The organism is Paludibacter propionicigenes WB4 (genome assembly GCF_000183135.1).
GTDB lineage: Bacteria > Bacteroidota > Bacteroidia > Bacteroidales > Paludibacteraceae > Paludibacter > Paludibacter propionicigenes.
The window spans coordinates 2,671,457-2,685,150 of record NC_014734.1; the positions used below are offsets into that span (position 1 = coordinate 2,671,457).

General features: G+C 41.6%; 11 protein-coding genes. 4 read left to right on the plus strand and 7 right to left on the minus strand.

From position 1 onward, the window contains the following. Positions 1 to 143: 143 nt before the first annotated feature. From PALPR_RS10945 to purB, 4 genes are all read right to left on the minus strand, one after another. Complete coding sequence (locus PALPR_RS10945; protein ID WP_013445695.1) at positions 144 to 773, minus strand: hypothetical protein; 630 nt, start codon at positions 771 to 773, stop codon at positions 144 to 146. Between the two features lie 208 nt (positions 774 to 981). Further along, entirely contained in the window at positions 982 to 1,113 is a 132-nt protein-coding gene (locus tag PALPR_RS16105; RefSeq protein WP_272867134.1) for a hypothetical protein, read from the minus strand. 232 nt (positions 1,114 to 1,345) lie between these two features. Next, positions 1,346 to 3,184, minus strand: a complete 1,839-nt coding sequence (locus tag PALPR_RS10950; RefSeq protein WP_013445696.1) for an ABC transporter ATP-binding protein — start codon at positions 3,182 to 3,184, stop codon at positions 1,346 to 1,348. Between the two features lie 108 nt (positions 3,185 to 3,292). After that, positions 3,293 to 4,636 carry an adenylosuccinate lyase gene (purB, locus tag PALPR_RS10955; protein ID WP_013445697.1) on the minus strand — a complete coding sequence of 448 codons (1,344 nt, stop codon included), beginning with the start codon at positions 4,634 to 4,636 and terminating at the stop codon, positions 3,293 to 3,295. A 224-nt stretch (positions 4,637 to 4,860) separates the two neighbouring features. On the opposite strand from purB, the gene PALPR_RS10960 reads away from it, so the two are divergent. From PALPR_RS10960 to deoC, 3 genes are all read left to right on the plus strand, one after another. Then, positions 4,861 to 5,535, plus strand: a complete 675-nt coding sequence (locus PALPR_RS10960; RefSeq protein ID WP_013445698.1) for a phosphatidylserine decarboxylase family protein — start codon at positions 4,861 to 4,863, stop codon at positions 5,533 to 5,535. Beyond that, complete coding sequence (locus PALPR_RS10965) at positions 5,536 to 5,862, plus strand: nucleotide pyrophosphohydrolase (RefSeq protein WP_013445699.1); 327 nt, start codon at positions 5,536 to 5,538, stop codon at positions 5,860 to 5,862. A 98-nt stretch (positions 5,863 to 5,960) separates the two neighbouring features. Continuing rightward, on the plus strand, positions 5,961 to 6,839 hold the full coding sequence (gene deoC / locus PALPR_RS10970; protein WP_013445700.1) for a deoxyribose-phosphate aldolase: 879 nt from the start codon (positions 5,961 to 5,963) through the stop codon (positions 6,837 to 6,839). A 45-nt stretch (positions 6,840 to 6,884) separates the two neighbouring features. Here deoC and PALPR_RS10975 read toward each other — a convergent pair whose 3' ends face one another. After that, complete coding sequence (locus tag PALPR_RS10975; protein ID WP_041620906.1) at positions 6,885 to 7,859, minus strand: polyprenyl synthetase family protein; 975 nt, start codon at positions 7,857 to 7,859, stop codon at positions 6,885 to 6,887. 182 nt (positions 7,860 to 8,041) lie between these two features. Between PALPR_RS10975 and polA the strand changes: the two genes are divergently transcribed. After that, complete coding sequence (polA, locus tag PALPR_RS10980; protein WP_013445702.1) at positions 8,042 to 10,891, plus strand: DNA polymerase I; 2,850 nt, start codon at positions 8,042 to 8,044, stop codon at positions 10,889 to 10,891. 148 nt (positions 10,892 to 11,039) lie between these two features. On the opposite strand, the gene PALPR_RS10985 is transcribed toward polA, so the two are convergent. Then, the gene (locus PALPR_RS10985) at positions 11,040 to 13,061 is read right to left on the minus strand and encodes a M56 family metallopeptidase (protein WP_041620386.1); all 2,022 of its coding nucleotides are present in this window, start codon (positions 13,059 to 13,061) and stop codon (positions 11,040 to 11,042) included. After that, positions 13,058 to 13,438: a BlaI/MecI/CopY family transcriptional regulator gene (locus PALPR_RS10990; protein ID WP_171805059.1), complete on the minus strand. Its 381-nt coding sequence runs from the start codon at positions 13,436 to 13,438 to the stop codon at positions 13,058 to 13,060. The genes PALPR_RS10985 and PALPR_RS10990 overlap by 4 nt, the downstream gene beginning before the upstream one ends. Between the last annotated feature and the right edge of the window lie 256 nt (positions 13,439 to 13,694).

The following is a 13,694-nucleotide window of genomic DNA, read 5'->3' on the forward strand; positions in this document are numbered from 1 at the left end:
GAGGACAATCATTTGGGTCAATACAAGGTTCACAACAAATAGTGATTTTGTCAAAAAAATATCTTGAAATCAGAACAATATTTATTGATATTCCAATTATATAAACAATTCTATGTCCAATAGATTTTAGTATGTTTATCAATTTATTTCAGTCCGTATTTCAATAAATCTTTTCCAAAACAAGTAGGGTAAGTATCAGAAGACCAAACACTCATTTGTATAGCTAAACCTGCAGAAACTAAATCAGATTCTGCAGAAACTTCAGATTCATCATACTCAGTTACTTCTTTTCCTTCTGTCGTATCAATTTTAGGTATTACATTCAGATTTTTCAAGTTGACTTTCCTGAGACAGTCAGAGAGAGTTAGAAAATATTCCCAGTCGTAGAAGTCATTAATATAAGCTGTAAATAAGTTTGAATATATTTCGACTTTTTGTGCGCTTTTATAGTCATCAATATATTCAATAAGTGTCTCTGTTATTTTAGTCCGATATTTCTTGTCCGATTTAATCTTATTTCTAAATTTTACCAGCTTTTCTTCGTCGATAGTATGAGCGTTGTATGTTTGCAAAAATCTTAAGAATTTCTTCATGAAGATTTTATCTCGCAAGTCCATAAATCCCTTATATGTCGATATGATTTCCCCTAAACCAGGAACTCCATCAAATATTCCAGATTCAATTATTTCAAATATATCTAGTTCGTCAAAATTTACGGTATTCGGAATTTTACCATTTGTCAGAGCCAGTCCGTAATTCTCTAAATTCTTCATTTTCTTTTTTTTCTAAAATGCCGCCTAACATCTCTGTATGTGCTACATTGTTTTACTTTATGTCAAGTTATCTGTTTTCAACCCCAAAGATAAAAACATTATTTTACAATATCAATGAATCTGTTATTTTTTTAATTTACACCGTTTTTGGGACAATCTCTAAATTTTCGAGCGTCGTTCCGAACTTTCGAGCAGCGTTCCGAAAATTTTAGCGACGTTCCGAACTTTCGAGCAGCGTTCCGAAAACTTTAGCGACGTTCCGAACTTTCGAGCGAGCTTCTCCAACTTTCGAGCGGTCTTCCGGAAATTTTAGCGGCGTTCCGAAAAATCTAGCGGGCATTTCCATCTTTCGAGCAGCGTTCCGGTTTTTTTAGCGTCGTTCCGAACTTTCGAGCAGGCTTCTCCATCTTTCGAGCGACATTCCGAAAAGTTTAGCCGCGTTCCGAACTTTTGAGCGTCGTTCCGGAAAATTTAGCAGGCTTGCGGAACCCTACAATGCAAAAAAGAGCTTAATCCATCGGATTAAACTCTTTTATATTCTTACTTTCTTACCTCTTACTTTCTTGCTCCTGTTAGAACGATTGCATATCGCACAGACGCTTGTAATATCCATCCAGGGCTATCAGTTCGTCGTGTTTGCCGCGTTCTACTATTTTGCCTTCGTGCAGCACACAAATCTCGTCGGCACGCTTAATGGTGGACAAGCGGTGAGCCACCACCAGCGTAGTGCGGTTGAGCATAAGGTTTTCGAGCGCTTCCTGCACCATTTTTTCCGATTCGGTGTCGAGCGCCGAAGTGGCTTCGTCCAGTATCAGTATCGGCGGGTTTTTCAGTATGGCGCGGGCTATACTCACGCGTTGGCGCTGTCCGCCCGAAAGCTTGCTGCCACGGTCGCCTATGGTAGAGTCGTAGCCGTTTTCGGTAGCCATAATAAACTCATGTGCATTGGCTATTTTGGCGGCTTCTATCACCTGTTCCTGCGTTGCATTTTCGACCCCGAAGGCGATGTTATTGAAAAACGTATCGTTGAACAGGATGGCTTCCTGATTTACATTCCCCATTTGCGAGCGCAGGTCGTAGGCTTTAAAGTTTTTGATATTGACGCCGTCCATCAGAATTTCCCCTTTCACGGGGTCGTAATAGCGGGGCAGCAAATCTACCAGGGTGGATTTTCCCGAGCCGGACTGACCTACCAGTGCCACGGTTTTTCCTTTGGGTACCACCACATTGATATCCTGTAGCACCCAGTCGGTCTCGTACCTGAAACTCAGGTTGCGAAATTCTATTTTATCCGAAAACGGCTTCATGGTTTGCGCGTTTTCAGGTTCTTTTATTGTGCTTTCGCTCATCAGAATCTTATCTACACGTTCCAGCGAAGCCAGTCCCTTTTGGATGCTGTACGAAGCTTTGGACAACTCTTTGGCCGGAGCTATAATGCTGTAGAAAATAACAATGTAGTAGATAAATTCGGCTGCATCGATGCTGCTTTTGTTGCCCAAAATAAGTACTCCGCCAAACCAGAGTAAAATGGCGATAACCACCGTTCCCAACAGCTCACTTACGGGATGTGCAAGATCATAGCGACGGTTCAGGCGCATAAAGGTGCGGCGCAGTTTCTCGTTCAGTGCACCAAACCGTGCTTCGAGTTTATGTTCGGCATTAAAGGCTTTTATCACGCGTAGTCCGCCCAGCGTTTCTTCTATCTGCGACAGCAGTTCGCCGGTTTGTTCCTGCCCCAGCGTAGAGCGTTTTTTCAGCGATTTACCGATCTTACCTATCAGCCACCCGCTAAACGGAAGCAGCACCAGCACAAAGAGCGTCAGCTCCCAGCTCATGGCAAACATTACGCCCAGATAAAACAAAATGGTGATAGGATTTTTGAACATCATGTCCAGTGAACTCATAATGGAGGCTTCCACTTCCACCACATCGCCCGTCATGCGCGACATAATATCGCCTTTGCGTTCGGCGGTAAAAAAGCCTATCGGCAGACTGATGATTTTCCGGTAAAGTTGGTTTCGGAGGTCGCGTAACACGCCGGTGCGGATCGGAATCATAAAATAAGATCCCAGATACGAAGTGCCAACTTTGAAGGCTGTCATTACAATAAGAAATAGGCCAAGGTAAAGCAATGCCGCGCTTGGTCCTATGGTTTCGATAAACTGCTGAACGGAATATGACAGATTATTTTTAATGCCCGCCACTATCACCTTCAGACTATCATGCCAGTTCCAGATCTGATATACTTTGATGGCTTTTTCGGTTTTGAAAAGCATTCCCAGAATAGGAATAATGGCCGCGAAAGAAAATAAGCTGAAAACCGTAGAAAGCAGGTTGAACAGCAAACTTAAGAAAACATATTTCTTATAGGGCGGAATAAACCGCTTAAGAAGCGTTATGAATTTGAACATTCTTTTAGTTACGAGTTACAAGATTTAGTTACGAGTTACAAAGATTTGGTTACGAGTTACGAGAATCAGTTACTTGTAACTTGTAACTCGTGACTGGTAACTAATATCCTAGACTCCCGTATAATTTCTCGGAGTGATGCGTTTTAGTTCTTCTTTTACCGATTGGCTTACATCCAGCGTTTCGATAAAATCACGAATCGATTTTTCGTTGATACCTTCGTTGGTACGGGTCAGGGCTTTTAGTGCTTCGTATGGAGCAGGATAAGCCTCGCGGCGCAGGATAGTCTGAATACCTTCAGCCACTACTGCCCAGGTATTGTCCAGGTCGCGATAGATGGCGGTTTCGTTCAGCAACAGCTTGTTCAATCCTTTGATAATGCTTTGTGTGGCAATAATCGTATGAGCAAACGGTACACCCACGTTGCGCAGCACGGTGCTGTCGGTTAGGTCGCGTTGCAAGCGTGAAACAGGCAGTTTGCCGGCCAGAAATTCAAACGAAGCATTAGCCATGGCCAGGTTTCCTTCCGCATTTTCAAAGTCAATTGGGTTCACTTTGTGTGGCATGGCAGAAGAACCGACTTCGCCTGCTTTGATACGTTGTTTGAAATATTCCATCGACACATAAGTCCAGATATCACGACAGAAATCAATCAAAATCGTGTTGATACGTTTCATGGCATCGAACTGCGAAGCCAGGTTATCGTAGTTGGAAATCTGAGTTGTCCATTGCTCACGATCCAGCCCAAGCTTGTCGTTCACAAAATGATTTCCGAAGTTTTTCCAGTCAATCAGTGGATACGCCACTGCGTGCGCATTGAAGTTTCCGGTAGCTCCCCCGAATTTTGCGGAGTTGGGAGTTTGTTTCAGGATGGCCAGTTGTTGGTTCAGCCTGTTCACAAACACCATCATTTCTTTACCCAGGCGGGTAGGCGAGGCCGGCTGTCCGTGTGTTTTAGCCAGCATCGACACATCGCGCCACTCTTCTACCTGATGGTTCAGCAACACCAGCAAAGCATCCATCTCAGGATAGTACACATTGTTCAAAGCATCTTTTATCGAGTACGGAACAGCCGTGTTATTAATATCCTGCGAGGTAAGTCCGAAGTGAATAAACTCTTTAAAAGCTTCAAGTCCCAGCAAGTCAAATTTTTCTTTGATAAAGTATTCTATCGCTTTGACATCATGATTGGTTACGCTTTCAATTTCTTTTACTTTGAGCGCATCGGCTTCAGAAAACTCGGTATAAATGGCACGCAGCTTCGGAAAAACCGATACAGGAACCTGTTCCAGTTGCTTTAGCGGAATTTCGCACAGGGCAATAAAATATTCAATTTCAACCAAAACGCGGTAACGCATCAGGGCATACTCCGAAAAGTAAGCTGCATAAGCTTCGGTTTTAGAACGATAACGACCATCAACGGGTGAAATAGCCGTGAGAAGAGATAAATTCATAAGAACGTGTTTTTGTAGTTTTCCGGATTATGTACATGCCGGTATGTACTTTATTTTAAGCCGCAAAGTTAATCAATTCTATCGGATTATAAAAGTTTGGCTACTCCCTTGCAGCACTGATTCTTTTTCTTTACTTTTGTTTCACAAAATAAAACTAATAACATACATAAAGCCGATTTGCAATTTTTACATACAGGCAAGTCTCCAAACAACCCAACACATTCATGAGATACGTTAGAATTCATAAAGAAGGACGATTGATTTTAATAACACTGACGCTGGTTATCTTTTTCCTGAATTTATACATCTGCACGCATTTTACCTTTGGCATAGTGCCCATTATCAACATCATTGTTTCGGCGCTCTTGCTGTCTTTCTTTGCATACTTCTTTCGTAATCCGCCCCGCAAGGTGTATATCGACGATCCGAGCCTGGTAGTTGCACCTGCCGATGGAACCATAGTGGTGGTTGAACCTACTGATGAACTGGAGTATTTTGGAGACAAACGTATTCAGGTTTCAATCTTTATGTCGGTTTTCAACGTGCATGCAAACTGGTATCCGGTGAAGGGAACCGTGCTGAAATCGACTCACCACAGCGGACGCCACATGGCAGCCTTTTTGCCAAAATCAAGCACAGAAAATGAACGTTCGACGGTAATTATCGAATCCGAAGGAAAAACACAAATTCTGGTTCGCCAGATTGCAGGAGCTTTGGCGCGCCGAATCGTAACCTATGCGCATGCCGGAAAAAAATGTCATCTCAACGAACATCTCGGATTTATCAAGTTCGGTTCGCGTGTTGACTTATATTTTCCATTGGACACAGAAATTTTTGTAACCGTAGGCGAATCGACTACCGGAAACGAAACCATCATTGCTCGTCTAAACGAAGATTAAATGACTATCGAAGAAGCTCAGAAACAAGTCGACGACTGGATAAAAACCTACGGTGTTCGTTACTTTAGCGAACTGACCAACATGGTAATTCTGACCGAAGAAGTTGGTGAGCTGGCACGTATCATTGCCCGAAAATACGGCGAACAATCTTTCAAAAAATCTGATGAAAACAGGAATCTGGGCGACGAAATGGCCGATATCCTGTGGGTGCTTATTTGCCTGGCCAACCAAACCGGCGTAAACCTCACCGAAGCATTCGAAAAAAACATGCTAAAGAAAACAGAGCGAGACAGCACCCGACATCTGGAAAACGATAAACTGTTGTAAGTCTCCTGCCTCAAGTCACCAGACAACACTACTATTATAACCCATTGACTAACCAAGTCTGAAGACCGGAGACCGGTGTCAGACAAAAAGAAAACAATATGAGCAAATTTGACGACCTTTTTAAACAATACAACTGCAACATCAGCGACGAAAGCGTAAAACAAGATATAGACAAAATTCTGGCTGCGCATTATGCCGAAAATGACAACGTGGCTGTGTACAAACAATGTCTGAATCAGATTGACCTGACTTCACTGAATGGCTCCGATACAGATACCGAAATTATAGCCTTGGTAGAAAAGGTAAATAACTTCAACAATGTCTATCCGGTATTGCCTAACGTGGCTGCCATTTGTGTCTACCCGGCATTGGTTCCGATTGTAAAAGAGTATCTGACCGAGAATGTCGGCATTGCTTCGGTAGCCGCAGGATTTCCGGCTTCGCAAACCTTTATTGAGGTAAAAGTGGCCGAAACAGCTATGGCCGTGATGGAAGGTGCCACCGAAATTGATGTGGTTATTTCTATCGGAAAATTTCTGGAAGGCAACTACGAAGAAGTTTTTGAAGAATTGACGGAAATCAAATCGTCTTGTCGTGGAGCGCACCTGAAAGTGATTCTGGAAACAGGAGCTTTAAAATCAGCTTCGAATATTATGAAAGCTTCTGTGTTGGCAATGGCTGCGGGCGCCGATTTTATTAAAACGTCCACCGGCAAAATTCCTGTTGCAGCAACGCTCGAAGCTACCTACGTAATGTGTCAGGCAATAAAAGCGTGGAACGAGAAAAACAAAGTGAAAGTGAGCTACAAACCGGCCGGAGGAATTGTAACCACCGAAGATGCCGTGAAGCATTACACACTGGTAAAAGAAATTCTGGGTGAAGAATGGTTGAATAATACCATGTTCAGGTTCGGTGCAAGCCGCTTAGCCAACAACTTGCTGAGCTCAATAGAAGGCCAGGAAGTCAAGTATTTTTAATGAATTTCTGATGCTCTTTTTCCTGATTTATAGGGAATGCGGCTATTAGAAATCTCTGTTCGCAGCGTATTCAGCACATCGTATAAGTGATGTTTTTACATCGCTGCCAGCAAAGCCATTGAGTTCATCGATGGCTTTGTTTTTATACGCTTCCATTTGTTTTGCCGCGTAAGCCACCCCACCGTTATCATGTGTAAAGTGGATAATGGTCTGAATATTCTCAGGCGTAAAATCTTTCTCCTCAATAATTTTCACCACTTTGTTTTTTTCATCGCCTTCCGAATTTTTAAGGGCAAAAATCAGTGGTAAAGTAATTTTACCATCACGCACATCATTAGCTGTAGGTTTCCCAATGGATATATTTTCTGAGTAGTCAAAAATATCGTCTTTTATCTGAAAACAGATACCCAGGTATTCTCCGAAATTGCGCAGTCTGACTAATGTATCCTCCGCAGCATTCACAGAAAGTCCGCCCACTTCGGTGCAAGTAGAGAATAATAAAGCTGTTTTTTTGCGTATAATGGTAAGGTAATTTTCTTCGGAAGCATTCAGCACCTGCACGTTGCTCAGCTGGAGCAACTCACCGTCCGAAAGCTGCATACCGATATTGGCAATAGATTTCAATACGGGCAGACTGTTGGTTTTGGTAGCACATACCAATGCTTTAGATAAAATGTAATCGCCTGATAGAATGGCTATTTTATTAGTCCATCGGGCGTTTATCGATGGCTTTCCCCGGCGTTCCAGCGTGTCATCCACCACATCGTCGTGAATAAGGCTGGCTGTATGAAGCAGTTCCAGTGCAAGGGCACCATCTACCGTATTCTGATTTACATGTCCGCACAACTTAGCCGACAACAACACCAACATGGGTCGTAGTTGCTTCCCACTTTTCTGCAGTACATATTCATGCACGGTTTCAAGCATGGGGTTGTCCGTTTTGAGAGCTTCTGCAAATGTCTCTCTGAACAATTGCATTTCCTGAAGAATCGGCTGTTTAATGGTGTCTATTAAATTCATATGAATGCTCATATTGGTATGAACTACAAAAGTAAACATTTTTGTCGTTTGTTTAACTGTCCCGGTTTATTTCTGTGCATATTTTAATTACTTTTACGGTCAGAAAAGTTTATTGTAAGAACAGTTTCACCATTCTGATTGTTTTTCCAACACCTTTAATGCCATTTAAAAATATACATTGAATGAAAAAGTTATTCCTTGTTGATGCTTACGCTATCATATACAGAGCTTATTACGCTTTTATCCGAAACCCCAGAGTAAATTCAAAAGGGCTGAACACATCGGCTATTTTTGGATTTGTCAACACGCTTGAAGACGTACTTAAACGCGAAAAACCCACTCATATTGCCGTCGCTTTCGACCCCAAAGGCAAGACTTTTCGTCACGAAGCTTACGAGCAATACAAAGCGCAGCGCGAAGCTACACCGGAAGACATCCGACTGGCGGTGCCAATCATAAAAAACCTCATTAAAGCCTACAACATTCCGGCGTTGGAAATCCCCGGATATGAAGCTGACGACGTAATCGGAACCATGGCTAAAAAAGCCGAACAGGCAGGATTTGAAGTCTTCATGCTTACGCCCGACAAAGATTATGGACAGTTGGTGTCTGACCACATTTTTATGTACCGCCCAAAACATACCGGCGGTTTCGAAACTATGGGCCCGGACGAAGTAAAAGCAAAATACGATCTGGACAGCCACGAACAGGTTATCGACTTGCTCGGGTTGATGGGCGATGCATCCGATAATATCCCCGGCTGCCCCGGCGTGGGTGAAAAAACAGCGGTGAAACTGTTGAAAGAATTCGGGAGCATTGACACCCTGCTTTCGAGAACCGGTGAACTGAAAGGGGCATTGAAAACAAAAATAGAAGAAAACAAAGAGCAAATTATTTTCTCACGTTTCCTGGCTACGATTAAAGTAGATGTTCCCATCGATTTTGATGAAAAGAGCCTGGAAATAGTGCCCCGTAACGAAACCGAACTGCGGGCTTTGTTTGATGAACTCGAATTCCGTACTATGTCGGCCAAACTGGCAACTCCTTTTAGCTCATTTCCTCCCGATCAGCCATTGCCAAGTATCAGGCAGGTAAAGCCAAAACCTGCCGGACAAATGTCTTTGTTTGATGAAGCTGAAAGTAATGACGTTAAGCCGACTGAAAAACAATCTGACGCTGCACCGGCTGACGAACAGCAAGTGGTTGTTTCAACCTCCGGTATGAAGGGGCTCGAAAATATTCCTCATAAGTATGTGCTGATCGATACTAAAGTAAAACGCTCGAACCTTATTTCGCAGCTTTTTATCCAGAAATCTGTTTGTTTCGATACCGAAACTACCGGACTGGACATGTTTACCTCTGATTTGGTAGGGATGTCATTCTGTTTTGCAGAAGGCGAAGCATATTATGTTTCGTTGCCCGAAGACAAAACAGAATCGAAAGAAGTGTTGCGTGAATTCAAAGCTTTTTTTGAAAATGACAGAATCGAGAAAATAGGTCAGAACATGAAATTCGATTTGCTGATGCTCTGGCAATATGGTATTGAGCTAAAAGGAAAGCTTTTCGACACCATGATTGCGCATTATCTGGTTCAACCTGAATTGCGTCACGGTATGGATTATCTGGCAGAAATTTACCTGAATTACCGAACCATTCATTTTGAAGATTTAGTCGGAGCAAAAGGAAAAAATCAGGCAGACATACGCACGGTGGACATCAATAAATTATGCGACTACGCAGCCGAAGATGCGGATGTGACTTTCAGACTGAAACAAATATTAGAAAAAGAATTGAAAGCAGATGCGCTTGAAAATCTTTTCTACGAAATAGAAATGCCACTGATGCAAGTGCTGGCCACCATGGAGCATACCGGAGTACGCATCGACAGCGAAGCTCTGCGGCAGAGTTCGGTGATTCTGACCGACGAAATGTTGAAGCTCGAAAAAGAGATACACCAACTGGCAGGATACGAATTTAATGTCAGCTCGCCTATGCAGGTTGGCGAAATACTTTTCGACCGACTGAAACTGGATGATAAAGCCAAGAAAACCAAAACCGGACAATACTCCACTTCGGAAGACATTCTGGAGAAACTACAATCGAAGCATCCGATTATCGGCAAGATTCTGGACTATCGCGGTTTAAAAAAACTACTCAGCACCTATATCGATGCTTTGCCTCAGTTAATCAGTCCGATTACAGGCAAGGTACATACTTCGTACAATCAGACGGTAGCGGCTACCGGTCGACTCAGTTCCACGAATCCGAACCTGCAAAACATTCCGATTCGGGATGCGCAAGGCAAAGAAATCCGCAAGGCATTTATCCCCGATGCAGATTGTTTGTTTTTCAGTGCCGATTATTCGCAAATTGAACTTCGCATTATGGCTCACCTGAGCGGCGATAAAAATATGCTGGAGGCTTTCAATAGCGGACACGATATCCACACCGCTACCGCAGCCAAAATCTACAAAATTCCGTTGGAAGAAGTGACTTCGGATATGCGCCGGAAAGCTAAAACGGCTAACTTCGGGATTATTTACGGCATATCGGTGTTCGGACTGTCGGACAGGTTGAGTATTCCGCGTGCCGAAGCCAAAGAACTTATCGAGGGTTACTTTGCCACCTATCCCGACGTAAAGAAATACATGGATAACGCTATTCAGAAAGCCAAAGAAATGGGCTATGTGGAAACGTTGCTTGGACGCAAACGCTTTCTACCCGATATCAACTCGCAAAACAGCATTGTGCGGGGTTTTGCGGAGCGAAACGCCATCAATGCACCGATACAGGGCACGGCAGCCGATATTATCAAAATAGCCATGGTACGCATACAAAACCGATTGGAGAATGAAAGCCTGCAAGCCAAAATGACCATGCAGGTACATGATGAGTTGAACTTCACCGTTCCGAAAAATGAGCTTGAAGCCCTACAAAAAGCTGTTATTGAAGAAATGGAAAATGCCATCAAACTTCAGGTGCCTCTTATTGCCGACTGTGGTGTGGGCGCCAACTGGCTGGAAGCGCATTAAGATATATACTATCAAAATAATCCCCTAAAATCAAGAAGATGATTCTTTGGTTTTAGGGGATTTTCTTTACACTAAATCAGCATTAAAAATGGAATGCGTTTAATATTGAATAATTTAGAATAAAAATTTTTGGTCTTTATACTTTTCTCTATTTGGTATTTGCAGAAGTCATCTTGACATTCTTATAGTATTCAGAAGGAGAATAATGAATTTGATTACGTCCAATGCCTCTAATACGAGACACTTCCATCATAATCTTCATTTGTACTTTTTGATTCCAAAGTGAACTCGTTATATCTGAAAGACTTTTGGCTTTTGTATCTGATTTTCTGATTTTTTCAATATTACTCTTTGATATTTTAAATGCTGCCAGACATTCTTCAAGCTCTTCTTTTGAGATAGTAGCATAGAATTCATCACAGAAACTATTGGGCTCTATGTCTCTTAAAATCGTTTTACGTTCATTTTCCATCTTTACTGCTGATAGTAAACCTTCTCTTAAAGCTTGAGGACTATATTCGGATATGAGTTTATCAAGCCTGATTATCAATTTGTCTAATTCGTCCGAATAAATAACTAATAATTTATCTGCCTGTTCATCTGTGAGTGGTATTGTTTTTAAAAATGGTGATTTGTTGTTTTCTACAATATTTTCTTTTGGCGGAATTATTGGATATAATTTTGCAAAAGTCAACGTATTAGATATGGTTGATAAGTTATTAGTTTGATCACCACTAATAGTTCTAATAATTATTTTTATAACTGGGTTCTCCTGAATCTTTCCTAATTCTCTTCTTAATAAATCAATCTTTTGATTTGGTGCTTCTGTGAATTTTAAATCCATAATCGCTTTTCTCGACTCAGTCAATTGATTGATAACGCCAACTAATCTTTCACTCGAAACACCACTACTTCCTCCCATTGATGGTTTAAGTTTTTCATTTTTTGTGTCATATTGTATCTCTAAAGTATTTAGAATGAATTTCATGTCTGTAAAATATATCATTAGATTATCGTACTTTTGAATATTCATGAACTTCTTAATTGCAATGTCCAGTTTTTCAGGATACTCATTGATTATTTTGTTTACCAATTCAAGCGTATCATTTTTTGAATTTACTGTTGATTTGGCTGCAACAGGCAATTCGTTGGATAACTCTTGCTTGTTATTCAACTCCGATTTTTCGGATTGTTTCTCAACATACCTAACCTCACCTTTTCCAATAGTAAAAGAAAATAGAGAAAAAACGAGAACCAGGAATGGAACATACAACGCCCGGCGAAGCGTTGTAAAACGGATGTGACATTTGTTTTTCATCATAATAAATCTTTTTCTGGTAAATGAATTATTGAAACCGTTGGCCAGGTAAGGATTTTTTTCCATCACCTCTTCCAGTATAACTGTTTGATATTTGTACAAATCCTGTCCTTCATCCAACACGCTGCGGTCGGCATGAAACTCGCTAACGTTACGGAGTTCGCGGCGCACCCACCAAAGCACCGGGTTAAACCACAGCAGGCGGACCAGGATTTCTATGATAAATACATCCACATAATGGCGGTGTTTAATATGCCATTGCTCGTGTTTGAGGATCATCTCCAGTTTTGTACCCGTAAGGTTCGGACTCAGAAATATGGTTTTGTAAAACGAAAACGGCGTTGGTATTTCATCGCTTTCAATCACCTCAAATCCATCCTTCGTTGTCAACCGCCCTCTGCGTTTAAGCCCCAGAATTTTGAAGAACTGAACAAACAGCAATACAAACAGCACTGCAGTAACTGCGATATATATCACCAATACCATGTTCTTCACTTTCAATAAAGCGAGGTATTTGTTTGGTTCCGTGACTTTTTCCGCAGGCGTTGAAGCTGCAATAGAAGCCGTAGTGGGAGTAGTTGTCTGAGGCCGCATTGCGCTGCTAGGCTGGTTCGACATTACCGTTACAGTAGGCGTTGCCTCTATTTCTACCACCTGAGCCGGTGGCGTATAAACCACTATGCTAAATTGAGAAATAAGTATGGCCACCAGCGCTATGGACAACAAATACATGCGGCAGTTATTGAACGTCGCTTTTTCGCGAAACAAAAACCAATAAAAAGCAACCATCAAAATGGCGGCTAGAATATACTTCCCCACCGGAAGTGCTAAGGCTAACAATTCTTGCATCATGGTATATCGTTTTTATTTTCATTTAAAATCTTGATGATACTCTCTATTTCTTTGTTCGACAATTTTTCTTTTTGAGCAAAAAAGGAGATCATAGAACGCAATGAACCGCTGAAAAATGTATTTTTCACGCCGGTCATAAAATTCTCCATATAAACCTCTCTCGAAATGAGAGGATAATACTGATGACTCTTCCCAAAACTCTTATATCCTACAAATCCTTTGGTAACGAGTATTCGCATAAAGGTAGACACGGTGTTATATGCAGGTTTTGGTTCGGGTAATTCAGCCAGGATGTCGTTTACGAATCCTTGCTGCTTGTCCCACAGCACGTTCATCAGTTGCAGTTCTACTTTTGTAAGTTCTTTTATTTCCATGATGATTTATTTATTTATTAAGCAATTCAATACTGCAAACATAAAACTAATATTTTAATCACACAACTAAAGTTTTAGTTATATGAGATATTTAACTTTATTCTATTGCTTCAGAAGTTAGAGAAATTCTATAATACGTTGATATGAAGAATAATAAACCGGTTAGTTTATTCTATAAAAAAGATGGAAATTTTATCCGAAGGAAATGAAGGGCTAAAGGGCGGGTGGGAGAGTAATATTGATGACAAAAAAGCCCTTT

Bases quoted from the DNA above. Each gene is read 5' to 3' on its own strand.
- polA (WP_013445702.1), top strand. From the start codon at position 8,042: ATGAAAAAGTTATTCCTTGTTGATGCTTACGCTATCATATACAGAGCT.
- PALPR_RS10975 (WP_041620906.1), bottom strand. From the start codon at position 7,859: ATGAATTTAATAGACACCATTAAACAGCCGATTCTTCAGGAAATGCAA.
- PALPR_RS10950 (WP_013445696.1), bottom strand. From the start codon at position 3,184: ATGTTCAAATTCATAACGCTTCTTAAGCGGTTTATTCCGCCCTATAAG.
- PALPR_RS10960 (WP_013445698.1), top strand. From the start codon at position 4,861: ATGAGATACGTTAGAATTCATAAAGAAGGACGATTGATTTTAATAACA.
- PALPR_RS10965 (WP_013445699.1), top strand. From the start codon at position 5,536: ATGACTATCGAAGAAGCTCAGAAACAAGTCGACGACTGGATAAAAACC.
- PALPR_RS16105 (WP_272867134.1), bottom strand. From the start codon at position 1,113: ATGCCCGCTAGATTTTTCGGAACGCCGCTAAAATTTCCGGAAGACCGC.
- PALPR_RS10945 (WP_013445695.1), bottom strand. From the start codon at position 773: ATGAAGAATTTAGAGAATTACGGACTGGCTCTGACAAATGGTAAAATT.
- deoC (WP_013445700.1), top strand. From the start codon at position 5,961: ATGAGCAAATTTGACGACCTTTTTAAACAATACAACTGCAACATCAGC.
- PALPR_RS10985 (WP_041620386.1), bottom strand. From the start codon at position 13,061: ATGATGCAAGAATTGTTAGCCTTAGCACTTCCGGTGGGGAAGTATATT.
- purB (WP_013445697.1), bottom strand. From the start codon at position 4,636: ATGAATTTATCTCTTCTCACGGCTATTTCACCCGTTGATGGTCGTTAT.